At 59.3% G+C, this 17,213-nt stretch carries 13 protein-coding genes and 8 pseudogenes; 13 read left to right on the top strand and 8 right to left on the bottom strand.

Going from position 1 to position 17,213, the window contains the following annotated elements; all coding sequences use genetic code 11:
• Window positions 1-11: 11 nt before the first annotated feature.
• A pseudogene (locus N7E01_RS12655) lies at window positions 12-811 on the bottom strand (EI24 domain-containing protein).
• An 82-nt stretch (window positions 812-893) separates the two neighbouring features.
• Between N7E01_RS12655 and N7E01_RS12650 the strand changes: the two are divergent.
• A pseudogene (locus N7E01_RS12650) lies at window positions 894-1,279 on the top strand (thioredoxin family protein).
• An 83-nt stretch (window positions 1,280-1,362) separates the two neighbouring features.
• On the opposite strand, the pseudogene N7E01_RS12645 reads toward N7E01_RS12650, so the two are convergent.
• From N7E01_RS12645 to N7E01_RS12635, 3 genes and pseudogenes are all read right to left on the bottom strand, one after another.
• Window positions 1,363-2,738 (bottom strand): annotated as a pseudogene (locus tag N7E01_RS12645) (DEAD/DEAH box helicase).
• 159 nt (window positions 2,739-2,897) lie between these two features.
• A complete protein-coding gene (locus N7E01_RS12640) occupies window positions 2,898-3,203 on the bottom strand; it encodes an AzlD domain-containing protein (RefSeq protein ID WP_289175810.1) in 306 nt (101 codons plus the stop codon).
• Window positions 3,204-3,248: 45 nt separating this feature from the next.
• Window positions 3,249-3,878 (bottom strand): annotated as a pseudogene (locus tag N7E01_RS12635) (AzlC family ABC transporter permease); the annotation flags it as partial.
• Window positions 3,879-4,112: 234 nt separating this feature from the next.
• Between N7E01_RS12635 and N7E01_RS12630 the strand changes: the two are divergent.
• The 6 genes and pseudogenes from N7E01_RS12630 (at window position 4,113) to N7E01_RS12605 (ending at window position 8,035) form a co-directional block, all read left to right on the top strand.
• The gene (locus tag N7E01_RS12630; protein WP_289173122.1) at window positions 4,113-4,325 is read left to right on the top strand and encodes a zinc-finger domain-containing protein; all 213 of its coding nucleotides are present in this window, start codon (window positions 4,113-4,115) and stop codon (window positions 4,323-4,325) included.
• 12 nt (window positions 4,326-4,337) lie between these two features.
• Window positions 4,338-5,428 (top strand): annotated as a pseudogene (locus tag N7E01_RS12625) (YheT family hydrolase).
• A 22-nt stretch (window positions 5,429-5,450) separates the two neighbouring features.
• Complete coding sequence (locus N7E01_RS12620; RefSeq protein ID WP_289173121.1) at window positions 5,451-5,792, top strand: DUF2946 family protein; 342 nt, start codon at window positions 5,451-5,453, stop codon at window positions 5,790-5,792.
• Between the two features lie 221 nt (window positions 5,793-6,013).
• On the top strand, window positions 6,014-6,148 hold the full coding sequence (locus N7E01_RS12615) for a hypothetical protein (RefSeq protein WP_289173120.1): 135 nt from the start codon (window positions 6,014-6,016) through the stop codon (window positions 6,146-6,148).
• 121 nt (window positions 6,149-6,269) lie between these two features.
• A complete protein-coding gene (locus N7E01_RS12610; protein ID WP_350494853.1) occupies window positions 6,270-7,178 on the top strand; it encodes a TonB-dependent receptor plug domain-containing protein in 909 nt (302 codons plus the stop codon).
• Window positions 7,112-8,035 carry a TonB-dependent receptor domain-containing protein gene (locus N7E01_RS12605; RefSeq protein ID WP_289173119.1) on the top strand — a complete coding sequence of 308 codons (924 nt, stop codon included), beginning with the start codon at window positions 7,112-7,114 and terminating at the stop codon, window positions 8,033-8,035. Before N7E01_RS12610 ends, N7E01_RS12605 begins: the two co-directional genes overlap by 67 nt.
• Before the next feature lie 98 nt (window positions 8,036-8,133).
• Here N7E01_RS12605 and N7E01_RS12600 read toward each other — a convergent pair.
• The 4 genes and pseudogenes from N7E01_RS12600 to N7E01_RS12585 form a co-directional block, all read right to left on the bottom strand.
• Window positions 8,134-9,602 (bottom strand): annotated as a pseudogene (locus N7E01_RS12600) (M48 family metalloprotease).
• A gap of 31 nt (window positions 9,603-9,633) precedes the next feature.
• Window positions 9,634-10,460: pseudogene (locus N7E01_RS12595) on the bottom strand (cytochrome c oxidase assembly protein).
• Between the two features lie 118 nt (window positions 10,461-10,578).
• On the bottom strand, window positions 10,579-10,833 hold the full coding sequence (locus tag N7E01_RS12590) for a hypothetical protein (protein ID WP_289173117.1): 255 nt from the start codon (window positions 10,831-10,833) through the stop codon (window positions 10,579-10,581).
• A 417-nt stretch (window positions 10,834-11,250) separates the two neighbouring features.
• Window positions 11,251-11,670 (bottom strand): NINE protein, encoded by a 420-nt coding sequence (locus tag N7E01_RS12585; RefSeq protein WP_289173116.1) that lies wholly within the window; start codon window positions 11,668-11,670, stop codon window positions 11,251-11,253.
• Window positions 11,671-11,717: 47 nt separating this feature from the next.
• Between N7E01_RS12585 and N7E01_RS12580 the strand changes: the two genes are divergently transcribed.
• The 6 genes and pseudogenes from N7E01_RS12580 to ruvA all read left to right on the top strand — a co-directional run bounded on the left by N7E01_RS12580 (window position 11,718) and on the right by ruvA (window position 17,192).
• Complete coding sequence (locus tag N7E01_RS12580; RefSeq protein WP_289173115.1) at window positions 11,718-12,881, top strand: FAD-dependent monooxygenase; 1,164 nt, start codon at window positions 11,718-11,720, stop codon at window positions 12,879-12,881.
• 39 nt (window positions 12,882-12,920) lie between these two features.
• A complete protein-coding gene (gene dusB, locus N7E01_RS12575) occupies window positions 12,921-13,961 on the top strand; it encodes a tRNA dihydrouridine synthase DusB (RefSeq protein WP_289173114.1) in 1,041 nt (346 codons plus the stop codon).
• Window positions 13,962-13,995: 34 nt separating this feature from the next.
• Window positions 13,996-14,235, top strand: a complete 240-nt coding sequence (locus N7E01_RS12570) for a helix-turn-helix domain-containing protein (RefSeq protein WP_289173113.1) — start codon at window positions 13,996-13,998, stop codon at window positions 14,233-14,235.
• 26 nt (window positions 14,236-14,261) lie between these two features.
• Window positions 14,262-15,856: pseudogene (gene purH / locus N7E01_RS12565) on the top strand (bifunctional phosphoribosylaminoimidazolecarboxamide formyltransferase/IMP cyclohydrolase).
• A complete protein-coding gene (gene ruvC / locus N7E01_RS12560) occupies window positions 15,856-16,398 on the top strand; it encodes a crossover junction endodeoxyribonuclease RuvC (RefSeq protein ID WP_289173112.1) in 543 nt (180 codons plus the stop codon). Before purH ends, ruvC begins: the two are co-directional and overlap by 1 nt.
• Before the next feature lie 218 nt (window positions 16,399-16,616).
• Window positions 16,617-17,192 carry a Holliday junction branch migration protein RuvA gene (gene ruvA, locus N7E01_RS12555; RefSeq protein ID WP_289173111.1) on the top strand — a complete coding sequence of 192 codons (576 nt, stop codon included), beginning with the start codon at window positions 16,617-16,619 and terminating at the stop codon, window positions 17,190-17,192.
• Window positions 17,193-17,213: the final 21 nt, after the last annotated feature.

The raw sequence follows: 17,213 nt of genomic DNA, 5'->3' as shown, positions 1-17,213 counted from the left end.
CTCGAGAAGGATCAGACATCAATGACAGTTTCCTGGCGCAACTGGCGCAAGGCTTCAAGACTGAAGTGGGCAAATACCAGCGCCGAAAAGACGGGCAAAACGAGCCAGGCCGGTGGAAAGAGGTTGACCAGAGCCATGATCGTACCCATCAGCCAATACTGACGGTTATGACGCTTCCAGATAATGCGCCGCTCTTGGGCACTGGCGTGTTCGATGACAGCGTCAACGCGAAGCATGCGGGTAAAGGCAAAAGCCCACCAAAATACCGACAAAAGTATAGGTAATGGCGGAAACAACCAGAGCGGCATGGTAACCAACCAGCCCAACGCAAACAGCCCACCCACCCAGACGGCGTTCCAGACACCAAGGGCGGTCGACATTTCCCCTGACGATTCAGACCCTTGTAGTCACGCTGTTCAAGGTGACGCAATACCAGCGGCATGACAAAAACAGCCGCAATGACCAGCCCCAGAATGCCGGCCAGCGGTAACAAAATGCCAACAGCCAACATGGGTACGATGATGAGATTGAGCGAGAACAGCCCAAGCCCCAGCATGAACTGATCAATACTGTTGATGACACCCCAGCTTGCGACCTGATCTGTCAACCAGCCGGTAAGCGGCGTCCAGAAGGCCAGCAACAGCACAATAGCCCCCAGCAAGGCGATAATGAAAGGCAAGAACAGCGCAAACAGCATGCGCGGGTGAAACTGCGACACCAACGCACGCCGAAAGGCCTGCCTGACAGCACTCAACCCGGACACCTGAAGCGGATCTGATGTTTTGATGACTACCTGAGAACCAGACTTCATTTTCATATCCTGACAAACATTCGACTATGATAGCCAAACCTGATTTTTTACGCCGCTCTGGTTACGCCTGTTTGACCTGCTCATGCCTGTTTATACGCTTCCCGACGACATTGAACCGCTTAAACGCCAGTTGAACCTGGCTGCCGCCCACCCGGGTAACCCGCATTATCTGGTCGTCTGTTATTGCGCCCAATGGTGCGACACCTGCCGCGAATACGCCGACGGGTTTGCCCGGCTGGCCGAAAAATGGCCGCAGCACACATTTATTTGGGTGGATATCGAAGAATTCCCCGAGCTTTTGGGCGACGAAGACGTTGAGAACTTTCCAACACTGCTGGTGCAAGCGGGTGGGAAAAACTATTTTTCGGCCCGATGCTTCCACATGCCGGACATCTGGACAAACTGCTGGAAACCGTAAGCCGCATGCCAGTAGTAACGGCAGGCCCCCCGCTCTGGCCACCCTGCTGACCGGCTGAACACACCTGCCGATGGGCACAGACCAAGGCGGCAGACCGGCTACCTGAGCCCTGTTACCGGCCGACATATAAAAATCAACGACCGCCGAGCAAAACGCCCACTGCCTTGCGAGCGGGCTTGGCAGGTAATGACTGGGCGCCAGCACCCTGCGCAGCCGATACCGTTGAAGGCACATACGGCTTGGTGAAGAAATCATCCAGCGGCTTGCGTGAGGACATGTCGGCGTAGGTACGTGAACTGCGCTCGCGCGGCGCTGCGGAAACCGATGACGCACGGACGCGGGCAGGCAACTGCAACGTGCCACGCGGAATTTTGGTCTTGATGAGCTTTTCGATGTCAAGCAGATAACGCTCTTCGTCGGGCGAGAAAAATGCGATGGCTTCACCCGACGCCCCGGCCCGACCGGTACGCCCGATACGGTGCACGTAATCTTCAGCGTTATAGGGCAAGTCGTAGTTGATGACACACGGCACGCCGGCGACATCAAGACCTCGGGCAGCCACGTCGGTAGCCACCAGCACTTCCAGCTCACCGGCCTTGAAGGCTTCCAGAGCCTTCATGCGGTCAAGCTGGCTTTTATCACCATGGATGGACTCGGCCTTGACGCCGTCGCGCCCTAAAGCAACCGCCAGGCGACTGGTGCCGATTTTGGTGTTGGAAAACACGATAACCTGATTCAGGCCACGCGACTTGACCAGATGAACCACGGCCGCACGCTTGTCATCACCGGACAACGGATACGCAATTTGCGTTACTGTCGACGCCGTCGCGTTACGCGCCGAAACTTCGATTTCGACAGGGTCTTTCAGCCAGGTGCGACCCAGTTTGCGGATTTCGTTACTGAACGTGGCCGAAAACAGCAGCGTCTGACGGCTTTGCGGCAGCAGACGCACGATGCGATCGAGGTCAGGCAGGAAGCCCATATCAAGCATGCGGTCGGCTTCATCGAGAACCAGAATGCCCACCTGTGCCAGACTGATGTTTTTTGTTCGATGTGGTCAAGCAAACGGCCGGGCGTGGCAATAACCACTTCACAACCACGACGCAAGGCCTCGCGCTGCGGATTGATATCGACCCCACCGAATACAACGGCAGAACGCAACGGGATGGACTCACTGTACCGCGACACGTTTTCGGCCACCTGATCGGCCAGTTCGCGAGTCGGGGTAAGGATCAGGGCACGTACCGGATGACGCGCCGGGGAGGCGCTGGTATTGGCCAGCGGCATGAGCCGTTGCAAAATAGGCAGGGTGAAGGCAGCCGTTTTGCCAGTACCCGTTTGGGCCGCACCCATGACGTCTCGCCCCTGCATGACCACAGGAATGGCCTGGGCCTGAATCGGCGTTGGCACGGTGTAGCCGGTAGCGGCAATGGCTTGCAGAATACCTGGGTGCAACCCCAAGTCAGAAAAGGTGATTTGTGGCGTGTCGGGGGAAGTAGTGTCTGTCATTGAATACGGTTGCGCCTGGGCGAGAACACCCCGCCAGACTTTGATAACGCATGGATTTTAACGCACACGGGCGGGCAACCCTAACCTGCAATGCAGGAATACCCTGCAAAGTGTCGTTAAATATCCACGACTTAGCTTGACTTCAGAATGAAGGCGCCTTTATATAAGGGCGCGCAGCAGCCAAAAAGCCCCCATGCCCGACAAAATAACCGCAATAGTGCTGCGTGTCCGCGCATACACCACCACGGCCACCACGGCGGCCAGCAGCTTTACGTCAAAAAAGGCCCGGCCGCCTTCGGCCCAAGGCAAAAGCTCGGGCACGATAATAGCGATCAGGGCAGCGGGCGGGGCATAACGCAACGCCCGGCGCACATTCTCGGTAAGTGGAATACGATTGCCAACGACGAAATAACCGGCACGTGTAATGGCACTGCACAGTGTCAGCAGCCCAATGACGGCCAACATGTAGGCGTCGGAACCTGGTTCAAACATGGCGCCCCCTTTCAATTGATACTTTTCAGCAGCCACACCGGACACAATACCGCCGACAACCGCCACCGCCAGCCCCAGCCGCAACGGCAGGGGCTGACACAGCCAGGCCAGACTGCCGGCTACAACAATGGACACAGCCATCGGCATATTCTTGATCAAAGGAATGGTGATACCCATAAGGGCCAGCGTTGCCGCAAACTCAAGTTCCCATCCCTGGGGGACGACACCGCCCATGAAAATTCCGGCCAGACTGGCCACCTGCCAGGAAATCCAGCCTGGAATGATCAAACCCAGATAGAACCACATCTGATGCGGCGTGCCCCGCTTTTTGGCGTCTGCAAACTTCGACATGAACAGAACAAAACCCATATCAGAGAGCCAATAGCCCAGACCCAGACGAGCCGGCCAGCGGTAACGACCGAAAAACGGTTGAACCGCCGCACCAAAAATGACAAAGCGGATATTGACCACGCAGGCTGCTGCGAAAATAAGCCATAGCGGCGCGCCTGCCGTAATAAGCGGCAAGGCCGTCAGTTGCGCTGAACCGGCATATACCAGCAAGGTCATGAGACTGGCCATGAATTCGGACATGCCCGCTTTAACCATGGCAATACCCGTCACGAACCCCCACAGACTGGTCGCCAGCATGGTGGGGAACACCTGCTGAAACCCTTCGTTGAAGCTTCTGATGGCACGCGCTTTGGCCAGCGCCCGTGCCTGGGACAAGGAAAGCTTTGTCACGGCTGCGACCCTGTAAAAACAACCCTGATTTCAGGGTAAACCCCATATCTTATACGAATGCCACGCCACTGACGAACTTCATGGCCCTGTCGTTGTCAATTGGTACAATCGCCTCATTCACATTTTCAACCAGGACACGCCATGAGCAGCGCTGACACTTCTGCAAAACCACACGCCGACGTCATCCAGGTCGGCGCCACCGACCTGCCGGTTTATTGCCCGGGCCCCAAGGCACCGCTGTGGTCAATGCATCCCCGTGTCTATATTGAAGTCACCAAATCCGGAACAGGCGTTTGCCCCTACTGCAGTGCCACTTACCAGCTCAAGCCAGGCGAACACGTACACGGTCACTAAGCAGTCCGCACCGTGACCGCAACACTCGATCTGTCACCCTGCCCACCCCCATCTGGTTACCCGGCGGCCATGCCCAAACCATCTGGGGCGCAACAGGCGCGCGCTTTCATCGCGTTACCTTCGTACGCGAGCGGGTTGACACACCCGACAGCGACTTTGTCGATTTCGACTGGACCGGGCCCAGCCTTTTCGCTGACAAAACCGCGGGTAATGCGCGGGTTGAACCCGATGCCACGCTGGAACACACGGCAGCCCATCGCTGGGCCGAACGCCCCGACTGGCATGCCCTGCAAAACCTCGACGCAACACCCGCCCTGATGCTGTTCCACGGCCTGGAAGGCAGCAGCCACAGCCACTACGCACAATCCATCGCCCAGTACTTCAGGGCGCGCGGCTGGGTGGTAGTCATCGGACACTTCCGCAGCTGCTCGGGGTTTCCAAACCGCATGGCACGTGCCTATTACTCGGGTGACACCGAAGACATCGGCTTTATGCTGGATACCGCCCGGGCCCGGGTACCCAATGCCCGCTGGCATGTCGCCGGCGTGTCATTGGGCGGCAACGCCCTGCTGAAGTATCTTGCCGAGAACCCGAACACCACCGGCTGGCTGCACGCCGCCGCAGCCGTGTCTGTCCCCATGGATCTGGTCGCTGCCGGCAATACGTTGTCAACGACCTGGGCGGGCAAGTCAATCTACTCGCGCTATTTCCTGAAATCGATGAAACGCAAGGTCGCCGAGAAAGCGCGCCGTTTCCCGGCCAGCATCGACACCATCCGGCTGGGCCACGTGCGTACGTTACGCGATTTTGACGACATGTACACCGCGCCCATGCATGGTTACAAAAATGCGCTCGATTATTGGACGCGCGCCTCATCAAAGCCGCTGTTGCGACAACTGCAAACCCCCACGCTGATTCTGAATGCCCGCAACGACCCGTTCGTGCCCGAAGCCTCGCTGCCGGGTCCGGGCGACTGCTCGGAACAGGTGCTGCTGCACCAGCCGGCTGAAGGCGGACACGTCGGTTTTGTCAACGGCAGTTTCCCCGGAAATGTCAGTTGGCTGCCGATGCGGCTGTCACGTTTCTTCGAACGCCACGCGTAAACACCCGCTATAATCGCGCCCCATGACACACAAGGGATGGCGCTTTCTCGGGGTTCAATGGCTGCTGTTGCTCGCTATCGGGCTGCAGGGCCTCGGGCCCGCGTTTGCAGGCCTCATGCCCGGTGCCGCTGCCGACCGGCTGCAAATTGTTGTCTGTACATCGGCCGGCATCGTCATCATGGATGTGCCTGCCGACGGACAAGACACCGACAACAGCCTGCGCATCCACAAAACCGGCGAGTGCCTGCTGTGCGGCGGCCCGCCCGCCCTGCCACCCACGTTGGCACCCTGGCGGTTGCTGCGGTCGCGACAACCTCACACCCCGCCTTTTCTGTCGGCAATGCCCCTGCGGCGATCCGCCTGACAGACTCCTGGGCCTGGCCACCCGGCCACAGCCCTCCTTTCTCATTGCTTCCGACTGTCTGATTTTCCTGTAACCGGCCTGATCCGGAAACGCTTCACGCGTTTTTCCGTTTCGTTATCGTGCCCGTAACACGCAACAGCCTGCGCCTCGCAATGCGCAGCCATGTCGTGCACGGTTGCCTGGCCGGTTGCTCCGTCTGCCTGCGAAGTAATGAGATTTCGATGACACCACTGAATTTTCGGGTAGCTGCGCTGCCCGCCGCCCTGCTGTTTGCCTTTTCCCCCGTTCTGAACGCGCAAAACGTACGCACCTTTGAACCGGTAGTGGTCACCGCGCCGATGCCGGACGCCCCCTGACCATCACCACCGATCCCAAAGCGCCCCGTCAGCCGGTACCTGCCCATGACGGCGCCGACTTCCTGAAAAGCATCCCCGGCTTTTCGGTGATCCGCAAAGGGGCACTGACGGCGATCCCGTCTTGCGCGGATTCTCGGGCTCACGTCTGGGCATTTTGCTGGATGGCCAGGAAATCTATGGTGGCTGCGGTGCCCGCATGGACCCACCCACCGCCTATGTTTACCCCGAATCATTTGACCGCGTTACGGTCTTGAAAGGTCCCCAGAGCGTACGCTATGGCGCCGGTCAATCGGCCGGTGTCGTTCTGTTCGAACGCGACTTCAAACGCATGACTACGTTCGGCATCAAGGGTAATGCCAGTCTGACCGGCGGCAGCTTTGGCCGCAACGACCAAATGGTCGATGCAACAGTGGGCGGCCCCATGGGCTATGTGCGAGCCGGTGGCACCCGCGCCCAGTCCGATAACTACAAGGATGGCGAAGGCGACCGCGTGCATTCTGAATACCTGCGCTGGAGCAGCCATGCCGCCATCGGCCTGACTCCCGACGACAATACCCGTATCGAACTGTCCGGCAACCTGAGCGACGGACGCGCCGCCTATGCAGACCGGGCCATGGACGGTAGCAAATTCAAACGCGAGAATCTATCGCTGATGTTCGAACGCAAGCGCATGGGTGGCATCGTCGATACCATTGAAGGCCGCGTCTACTACAACTATGTCGACCACGTCATGGACAACTACAGTCTGCGTGATGTTCCACCGGGGACAAAATACATGGCCAGCAACCCCGACCGGAAAACCACTGGAGGCCGCCTGAGCACCACACTTAAACCTGGTGACAACTGGGAAGTGGTGGTGGGGGCCGACCTGCGCCAGGATGTCCACACCCTGCGAGGCAGCGGCATGCGCAACAGCAGCGATGCCGCCAATGCCGCCTACAAGGCCGCCCCCGGGTCGAGGACATGCGCTTCACACAACGCGGCGTTTTCAGTGAAGGAACCTGGTTCATCAACGATGCTGATCGCCTGATCGGTGGTTTGCGAGTCGACTGGCACGAGGCGCGTGACAAGCGCATGCCAAACCAGTCAGTAACCGCAGGACAAACCGACAAACGTACCTTGACCAGCGGCTTCCTGCGCTACGAACAGGATTTCGCACCGGGCAGCACATGGTTTGTCGGCCTCGGCCACGCCGCGCGTTTCCCCGACTACTGGGAACGCATGCGTCGCAGCCCGGAGGGCAGCAATAGCTCCTTCTTGTCGACACGGCCAGAAAAAACCACACAGCTGGATATCGGTACCCGGTGGCGCCATGGCCCGCTGGATATTTCCGCATCGGCTTTTTACGGGCGGGTTGATGACTACATTCTGATCAACTGGGACAGGAACCAGACCCGCAATGTGGATGCCACTGTAATTGGCGGCGAACTGGACGGTGCCTGGCAACTGAACCCGCAATGGCAAGCCGTCGCCAGCCTGTCTTACGTTTACGGCCAGAACCGGACCGACGCCAAACCGCTGGCGCAGCAACCCCCGCTTGAGCTGCGACTGGGGTTGAACTATGCGCAAGGCCCCTGGTCCGCCGGCGTTTTGTGGCGACTGGCTGCGGCACAACACCGCTACGACATCGGTTCAGGCGGTATTGTGAACAACGGCAAGGATCTGGGACCCAGCAGCGGGTTTGGCGTACTGTCACTGAATGCCGGCTGGCGACCGAATAAAACCCTGCTGGTAACGGCCGGGGTCGACAACGTGTTCAACAAAACCTATTCAGAGCACTTGTCGAAATCGGGAGCCAATATTCCGGGTAATGTGGCGTTCGTAAACCGCCGCATCAATGAACCGGGCCGTGTATTCTGGCTGAAAGCACAAGTGGCGTTCGATTAACCACCCGACGGGGCACTGCGGCAATGCGATGGTGCCCTGGCGAAGCAGGCCACAAGGCCACCTGACCCTGACCGGGCAGCAGCAGACGCCACCTGGCCCTAACGGAACTGCTGCAGCAGGCTGCGATTTTGGCGGACGCGTTCTTGCAGGGTACGAATTTCAACGTCAAGCTCTGACTGCAGATAAAAATCTTTCGTCATGTTGCGTGCTTGCTGAAGCTGTTCAATGGCCGTGGGCAAGGCCCCTGTCTTGTCGTAATAAATGGCCATCGCACGGCGCGCCTGAACCGGTTTGCCGACACGTTCGAGGTTCTGTCCTTGCAACTGGTACCAGCGCGGCTCGTTGGGCCAACGACGAATCATGTCGGACAGCACCGCCAATGCCTGTTCAGGCTGTTTGTTGGCATCGAAGGCACGCGCAGTCACCAGACCCAGCCCCTGGTTGTCTGGCCAGCGTTCCAGGCCTTTGGAAGCCAGGGCTACCGCCGCCGGAGCCTGACCACGAGCCAGGGCAATTTCGGCCTCAAGCGCGACCAGGGTGGCACCCGGATGCCATCGGCCTGGGCGTTTCGCAGGGCAGTTTCGGCCGCATCAAGATCTTTGCGTTGCCAGGCCGCATACGCCAACCCATACCAGGCCGCTGACTTCCGGACACCCGACAAGGTTTTGACTTCTTCGCGCAAGGCGGCCTCCATGTTCCGCAAGGCACGCGGGTCACGGGCCTGAAGGGCACGCAGTTTGGCACGCACAAACCAGTAGGCATCAGAGTCTGTACGCTTTTGGGCTGGCAAGCCACGCACCCGGTTTTCGATATCGGACATCCGCTGAATGGACAGCGGATGGGTACTGGCGTAGGCGCCACCGCCCATGCCTTCATTCAACCGTGACGCATTGCCCAGCATGGCAAACATTTCTGCCATACCGGCCGGATCATAGCCCGCACGACGCAGCATTTCGAAACCGGAACGATCGGCCTCTTGCTCGGCCTGTCGCGAAAAGCCAAGTTGCTGATCGACAGCGGCCGCCTGGCCAAAGGCGGCGATGCCTGCCGCCAGATCACCGGTACCGGCCAACGCCGCCAGCAGCGCCCCTGCAATCGAGGCCATGGCAAGATAACTGGACTGATTGGCTTGAGTCATGCCACGGGCCACGTGACGCTGGTACACGTGTCCCATTTCGTGCGCCACCACCGAGGCCAGCTGGGATTCGTTACGAGACGACACTACCAGACCACTATTGATACCAATGTAACCACCGGGCAACGCAAAAGCGTTGATGGCCGGATCACGCACCCCGAAAATTGTTACTGGCGCTGAGCTGGAGGCGCTGGCCAACTTGCGCCCCATCTCATTGAGAAATTGCGAGACATCGGGATCGTCGATATAGGTTGGGTCTCGGTAGCCCTGCTCCATGATGGCATCGCCCAACGCTTTTTCAAGCACCGGGGAAAGGTCGGCGGAAGACGCCGAACCCATGCTGGGCAGACCTGCTGGCTGCGCCTGAAGTGACAGCGGGCCAGCCAGCGCCAGTGCCAATGTCAGCCCTAATGCGTGCATGGTCGGCCTCATGGCGTCGCCCCGTTAGCCCGCAGTGCCGCCGCTACAGCCCGTTTTTCTCGGGCAGTCGCCGTTTGCCAGACAGCCGCATGAGCGTACCCAGCGCAAACAACAAACCAAAAACTTCCACAAAACCCGCCAGAACCCACATCGTGAGGCCACCAATGGTTTGGTCGGTTACTGCAGACATGCCCGGAATGGCCCGCCCGCACAAATCAAAAATGGGGTACAGGTCGTATTCAGTGAAGGTGATGATGGCACCGACCACCATTTGCGGCACCATCGTGATCACCGGCGAAAAAATGCGTGCACCCGGCGACATGACCGCAGGCGGGTTCGGTCGGCGATCAAGAATGAGATTCCAGTACAGGAAGCCGGTAATGACCACTGACCAGTTCATGAAACGGTACAACCGCCAGTCGAGCATCGAGTAGAACTGAATGGTGGGAATCAGCCAGATAACAACCAGAAACACGAACAGGAACGGAACCAGGAACTTGTTTGTCAGCAGACCCTCAGTAAAACGCCCGGCCGTGGTTTGCCGGAAGTTTTTCAACCAGATGCGCGCGGGCATGGGCAAACCCGCACGCAAAACCTGCCCCGGGTACGCCCCCATGATCAACAACGGCCCCAGATGGTGCAACACCAGATGCTGCAAGCGATGGGCAAAAAACAGGCGCTCGGCGTAATAATCGATACGGGTATGCATTGACAGATACAACACCACGAGACCAATCCAGAACAGCCATTGACGCGCTGCAGAAACGCGATGAACCCGGGCACCCCTGACAAACAACACAATACCTGCGATAAAGCAGAGTATCAGGGCGGGGAAAATTCCCACGGCGTCAGCCAGCCGATGATATCCATGGACTACAACCCGGAAACTAGAGATAAAGACCCGTCTAGTTTAAAACAATATGCCGGTGGTCACCCCAACGCACATCACGCACGCCATCGGTACGGGCCAGTTCGCGGGCCTGCTTCATCAGCACAGGCCGCATTTCAGGGGACAGGTTACCGTCACACAGGCCGACACCAGATTCGGGTCAGTGGCGTGCCCCACCTGGAGCGACACTACCTTGAGGCCGGCACCCTGAAAGCTTTTATAAATAAAACGTCGTACAGAAGCCATTTGCCGGCTGTCGCACACCACGGTAAGACGTGACGACGCCGGCTTGCGCAGCGCAACAGGGGTGGCCTGGACACCGGCACGACGAAGGAACAGACTGAATAAACGCATAACACCACCTTTCGCGTACCGGGCAAACGGCACACGCACGAGTCCGCTGACCATGGCGGACTTGATTGAAACATTTTGTGGTGAAAGTGCCGGAGGACACCCGGCAAGAACGACCACACCCTGAACATGCTGACCAGAGTGCGGCCCGGCTGAAGGGCTTAGATGCGCACCTGGGAAGCAATAAAAAAGTCGATACACAATCGACTGCTACTGTCGCCAGAATCGGTACTCACCGCTTCAGCTCCTGTAAAATGAAGAGGCCCGTATTTTAGCCGCGAAATGCCTTGTTCTACAAGCCTGAAAACAACACTCGCAACCGACCAGACTCACGAAAACAACGTCACCGGGCCCTGACCTCTACAGCCCGGATTGTGCGCATCGGCAAACACGGTGCCGGCCAAAAGGCCATGACCCTGGCTAAAACGTATAACCGTCCAGCCAACCCATAGCGGTGTACACATACATCACCGTTGCGGCAATGCCCGCCACCACCACTGTACCGCCCAGAAATACCGTGAATATGGCGATTAAAACAGGGGCCCAGCCGGTACGTGTCGTTTGCCCTGACCCCGGGTTATAGCGGGCATCAAACCAGGCGTCGGTCTTGAGGCAAAACACCAGCGCCTCGATGCAAGCGGCCGCCAATGGAATAATGAGCAGCAGAAAAGCCGGGTTGTCCCACCGGCTTGGAAAGGTTTGTGCCCAAACCAGCAACCCAACCGTAACCAGCGTAAACAACCACGCCCAGGGCCGACGCAAATACCACCAGTGCGCGCCGAAGACGCCCAGAACGGCGGCCAGCAGCGATACAATGACTTTGCTGCGATGTTTTCCCACAATGCACCCCGTAATCCAATCAAACACCCGATTGTAGTAGAACCCCCATGCCCAATGCCGAATACGACCTGGTCATTACCGGCGCCGGCCCGGTTGGCAGCACACTGGCCTTGCTGCTGGCGCGCTACGCCCCCGACCCTGCCCGCATCGCCCTGATCGGCAACACGTTCCTGTCGGACAGCGAATCCCCGGATCTGAGCGACCCACGTTCAATTGCGGTCAATTACGGCAGCCAGGTGGTGCTGCAATCCGTGCACGGCTGGCCTTCACGCCACAGCCCTATTGAAACGGTTCATGTGTCGCAGCGGCAACGCCTGGGTCGCACCCTGATTCGCAATACAGACTTCAACGTGCCACGGCTGGGCAGCGTCGTGGCCTACCCCGATCTGCTGCAGCAATTGCATCGCGCAGTGCACAACAGTGGTGTCACGCTGATTCAGGGCACCACACCCGCCACACAAACCACCACGACGGGTGTCACTGTCACGCTGGCAGAAACCGGCGCAGTTTTGCACGCTCACATGGCTGTGCAGTCTGACGGTGTTCGGCCCAAAGGGCTTGAACGGCAGTACGACCAGGCGGCTATCCTGGCCACGGTCACGGCCTCGGCACCGCTGAAAGGCTGGGCCTTCGAGCGCTTTACCCGTGAAGGGCCGCTAGCCGTACTGCCTCACCCGTCAGGGGCGAACCACTATGGCCTGGTCTGGTGTTGCCAACCGGCCCGGGCCAACGAACTGGCGGGGCTTGACGATGCCGCGTTCGACGCGGCCCTGCTCGGCACTTTTGGTCAACGCCTGGGCCATCTGAAAGTCAATTCGCCGCGCCGTGTTTACCCGCTCACCCTCAACGCCGGCCCTGTCCGCCTTGACCCACGCCGCGTGGCCATCGGCAACGCCGCCCAAACCTTGCACCCGGTGGCGGGCCAGGGCCTGAACCTGGGGCTGCGCGACGCCGCGCAACTGGCCCATACCCTGCGTTTCTGGGTGGCCAGTCCATGCCAATCACCTGAACCTGCCCTGGATACCTTTACCCGACAACGGCGGGCTGACCGCTGGACCACCGGCACCATCACCGATGTATTGCCGCGCATTTTTGCCACGGGCAACCCGCTGGTCGAACATGCCTGTGGCCTGGGGCTGCTGGCCATGGATCTCAGCCCGGCACTGCGCACCCCGCTGGCCACCCATCTGCTGCAAGGCTTGCGAACATGACCGGGCCTTCGGCCCCCGCCCGAATTGGCGGTTAAAATCATGGCCATGCGTATTGGTTCCTGGACCCTTCCCAACCCTGTATTTGTTGCCCCGATGGCTGGCGTTACCGACCGGCCCTACCGGCAGCTATGCAAACGCCTGGGCGCCGGGTACGCCGTATCTGAAATGGCGGCCAGCAATCCACGGCTCTGGAACAGTGTCAAAACGTCACGGCGCCTGAACCACGACGGCGAATGCACCCCTATTGCGGTGCAAATTGCCGGCGCCGACCCCGACATGATGGCCGAAGCGGCGGTCTTCAATATCCAGAAAGGCGCACAGATCATCGACATCAACATGGGTTGCCCGGTAAAGAAAGTGTGCAATGTCGCCTCCGGGTCAGCCCTGCTGCGCGACGAGGCCCTGGTGGCGCGCATTCTTGAGCGCGTCGTACAGACCTGCCAGCCTTTTAACGTGCCGGTCACCCTCAAAACCCGCACCGGCTGGGACACTCGTTCACGCAATGCCCTGCGCATCGGCCAACTGGCGCAAGACACCGGTATTGCGGCCCTGACCCTGCATGGTCGCACCCGGGCCGACCTGTACACCGGGCAGGCCGAATACGACACGATCAAGGCCGTCAAGGAAAGCATCACCATACCGGTGATCGCCAATGGCGACATCGACAGCCCCGAAAAGGCCCGCCAGGTACTTGACTACACCGGGGCAGATGCCGTCATGATCGGGCGTGCCGCGCAAGGCCGCCCCTGGATTTTCCGTGAAATCGCCTGGTTTCTGGAAACCGGCCGGCACTTGCCGCCACCCACCCTGGGTGAGCTGCGTGAATGTCTGCTCGAACACCTTGAAGACCACTATCGCTTCTATGGCGAATATACTGGCGTACGCTCAGCGCGCAAACACATCGGCTGGTATCTGGGCAACTTCCCGGATAGCGCTTCATTGCTGGCACACATCAACACCACCGAATCCACCCAAGACCAGATCAACGCCGTTGCACAATGGTTCGACAATCAACCCGCCCATGCCTGCCCGTCAGGCCCGCGGGTTGCAACCACGCACGACGCCATCAAAGCGGCCTGACCCGGCACAAAACAACAGCAACAAACAGAATCACATGAACGACCTCAATTCTTTGGAACAAAGCGTGCGCGACAACCTCGAGCGCTATTTTGCCGACCTGGGCGACTCCGAGCCGGCCAACATGCTGGCCATGGTGGTCAGTTGCGTCGAGCGCCCGGTACTGCAAGTGGCGCTTGAACGGGCCAATGGCAATCAGTCGAAAGCGGCTGAAATGCTGGGCATTACCCGCAGCACCTTGCGCAAGAAACTGCAGTCCCACGGGCTGCAACCCTGATTTTTTCTCTACTCTCTCGTCATCCCATGAAAACTCAAACCGCACTGCTCTCGGTCTCTGACAAAACCGGCATCGTCGACTTTGCCAAGGCCCTGGCTGCCCGAGGCGTCAAACTGCTGTCCACCGGCGGTACCGCCAAGCTGCTGGCGGAAGCGGGCCTGCAGGTCACCGAAGTGGCCCAGCATACCGGATCCCCGAAATTCTTGACGGCCGTGTCAAAACGCTGCACCCGAAAATCCACGGCGGCCTTCTGGCACGCCGCGACAGTGCGGAACACCTCAAGACCATTGAGGAACACGGCATTGACCGCATCGATCTGCTGGTGGTCAATCTTTATCCTTTCCGCGAAACCGTCGCCAAACCGGGGTGCACCTTTGCGGATGCCGTAGAAAACATTGATATTGGCGGGCCGGCCATGCTTCGCGCCGCCGCCAAAAACCACGGCACCCCGGAAGGCGGTGTTTGCGTGGTCATTGACCCTGCCGACTACCCACGCGTTCTGGCCGACATCGACAGCCCGAAAGGTGAGCCCGGCTACGGCCTGCGTCTTGAACTGGCTGCCAAGGTCTATGCCCACACCGCCGCCTACGACGGAGCAATTGCCGCCTACCTCACCAGCCTGGCCGAAGCCGAACCCGCTCAGGAAACCGCGCCCGACCGCGACGCCTGGCCACGCACATTAACGCTGCAGGTTAAACAGCATCAGGTTCTGCGCTATGGCGAAAACCCCCACCAGACAGCGGCATTCTATGTTGACCAACCCGTCGGCCAGGGGCTGCTGGGCAGCTACCGCCAGCTGCAAGGCAAAGAACTGTCATATAACAACATTGCCGATGCCGATGCGGCCTGGGAGTGTGTCCGCAGCTTCGAGCAAGGCGCCTGCGTGATCGTCAAGCACGCCAACCCCTGTGGCGTTGCCGTCGGTGAAACACCTGTTGCCGCCTACCAGCAAGCCTATAAAACAGACCCCACTTCGGCCTTTGGCGGCATCATTGCCTTCAACCGCACCGTTGACGAAGCCTGTGCCCAGGCCATTACCTCGCAGCAATTCGTCGAGGTCTTGCTGGCACCAGCCTACACGCCTGAAGCCCTGGCCCTGTTCGCTGCCAAGAAAAACGTGCGTGTGCTTGAAATTCCTGCTGGCGCTGCGCATAACGTGCTGGATATCAAGCGCGTTGGCGGCGGCTGGCTGGTACAGAACCCGGATGACTTCCAGGTTGACCTGGCGGCACTGAAGGTCGTTACTGAAAAACAACCCAGCGCCCAGCAGATGCAAGACCTGATGTTTGCCTGGAAAGTGGCCAAATACGTCAAATCCAATGCCATCATTTTCACGGGCGACGGTATGACACTGGGTATTGGCGCAGGGCAAATGAGTCGCATCGACTCGGCCCGTATCGCCGCCATCAAGGCTGAAAACGCCGGTCTCAGCCTGCAAGGCTCGGCCGTCGCCTCTGACGCATTCTTCCCGTTCCGTGACGGTCTTGATGTCGTGGTCGACGCCGGTGCAACCTGCGTCATCCAGCCCGGCGGCAGCGTGCGCGACGACGAAGTCATTGCGGCAGCCAACGAACGCGGCATTGTGATGGTCTTCACCGGCACCCGCCACTTCCGCCACTAATGCGGATTCTGGGCATTGATCCGGGGCTCAGGCGTACCGGCTTTGGCATCATCGATGTCCAGGGCATGCGCCTGAGTTATGTCGGCAGCGGCACCATCGTGGTGCCTGCCGACCAGCCACTGGCCCTGCGGCTGAAAACCATCCTGGACAATGTCCGGGAAGTCATCGTTGCCCATCAGCCCACCGTATCGGCACTTGAAAAGGTGTTTGTGAACACCAACCCGACCTCAACACTGCTGCTGGGTCAGGCCCGCGGTGCGGCCATGTGCGCCCTGGCCGATCACGCCCTCGACATACACGAATACACCGCGCTGCAAATCAAGAAGTCGGTTGTTGGCAATGGTCATGCGGCCAAAGAGCAAGTCCAGGCGATGGTTCAGCACTTGCTGAACCTCAGCGGTCTGCCCTCGCCCGACTCGGCCGATGCACTGGCGTGTGCCATTTGCCATGCTCATACCGGTCCACTGACCGAGAAACTGCAAGCCTCGGGGGCGCTGGGCAAACTGGGCATCACCCGACTTCGGGGTGGGCGACTGACATAAATAATGCATGTTCCGGGGAGCTGCACCAGTACACAGCGCAATACGCGGACCTTGCCTGACCGCACCGTTTAATACGTCATCCGGGGGTATGATGAGCCCTGCCTGCACAGGCTGACACACCACCCCGTGGTTATCATGCCCTTGCCTCCCGGCGGGGCCATGATTGTCCAGCCAAACCGGCACGACACCCCATAACCTTGTTTTTCAGGAACTCCTTCATGATCGGAAGACTCACCGGCACCCTCATTGAAAAAATGCCCCCGACGATCTGCCTTGATGTGGGTGGTGTTGGTTACGAAATCGATGTCCCCATGAGCACGCTGTATGGTCTGCCCGATACCGGCGCCAAGGTGACCCTGTTCACCCACCTGACTGTTCGTGAAGACGCCCATATTCTGTTTGGCTTTGCATCCGCACAAGAACGTGCCACCTTTCGTGCCCTGATCAAAGTCACCGGCATCGGGGCCCGCACCGCGCTGGCGGTGCTGTCGGGCATGTCAACAGAAGAGCTGGCCGACGCTGTCACCCGTCAGGAAACCGGTCGCCTGACGCGGGTCCCCGGCATCGGCAAAAAAACGGCTGAACGCCTGCTGCTTGAACTCAAAGGCAAAATCGGTGCTGATTTGCCGGCAGGCACTCCAGGCCAGCCCGCATCAAATCGTGACGATATCCTGAACGCCCTGCTGTCGTTGGGCTATTCAGCCACCGAATCGCAGGCCGCATTGAAAACCTTACCCGCCGACGTTGATGTGGCTGAAGGGATCCGTCTGGCCCTCAAATCGCTGGCGCGCTAGACTTGCGCTGTTAACGCTACA

The sequence above is a fragment of the Neopusillimonas aromaticivorans genome (assembly GCF_030344915.1).
Classification (GTDB): Bacteria; Pseudomonadota; Gammaproteobacteria; order Burkholderiales; family Burkholderiaceae_B; genus Neopusillimonas; species Neopusillimonas aromaticivorans.
The sequence above is the reverse complement of the archived record's forward strand: the minus strand, read 5'-3'. Positions and strand labels throughout refer to the sequence as shown.

What these genes read in the sequence shown, in the direction of transcription:
- N7E01_RS12640 (WP_289175810.1), bottom strand. Translation starts at nt 3,203, where the DNA reads ATGTTGGCCGTCATTGGGCTGCTGACACTGTGCAGTGCCATTACACGT.
- N7E01_RS12615 (WP_289173120.1), top strand. Translation starts at nt 6,014, where the DNA reads ATGACACCACTGAATTTTCGGGTAGCTGCGCTGCCCGCCGCCCTGCTG.
- N7E01_RS12570 (WP_289173113.1), top strand. Translation starts at nt 13,996, where the DNA reads ATGAACGACCTCAATTCTTTGGAACAAAGCGTGCGCGACAACCTCGAG.
- N7E01_RS12630 (WP_289173122.1), top strand. Translation starts at nt 4,113, where the DNA reads ATGAGCAGCGCTGACACTTCTGCAAAACCACACGCCGACGTCATCCAG.
- ruvA (WP_289173111.1), top strand. Translation starts at nt 16,617, where the DNA reads ATGATCGGAAGACTCACCGGCACCCTCATTGAAAAAATGCCCCCGACG.
- N7E01_RS12605 (WP_289173119.1), top strand. Translation starts at nt 7,112, where the DNA reads ATGCGCTTCACACAACGCGGCGTTTTCAGTGAAGGAACCTGGTTCATC.
- N7E01_RS12590 (WP_289173117.1), bottom strand. Translation starts at nt 10,833, where the DNA reads ATGCGTTTATTCAGTCTGTTCCTTCGTCGTGCCGGTGTCCAGGCCACC.
- N7E01_RS12620 (WP_289173121.1), top strand. Translation starts at nt 5,451, where the DNA reads ATGACACACAAGGGATGGCGCTTTCTCGGGGTTCAATGGCTGCTGTTG.
- N7E01_RS12580 (WP_289173115.1), top strand. Translation starts at nt 11,718, where the DNA reads ATGCCCAATGCCGAATACGACCTGGTCATTACCGGCGCCGGCCCGGTT.
- dusB (WP_289173114.1), top strand. Translation starts at nt 12,921, where the DNA reads ATGGCCATGCGTATTGGTTCCTGGACCCTTCCCAACCCTGTATTTGTT.
- ruvC (WP_289173112.1), top strand. Translation starts at nt 15,856, where the DNA reads ATGCGGATTCTGGGCATTGATCCGGGGCTCAGGCGTACCGGCTTTGGC.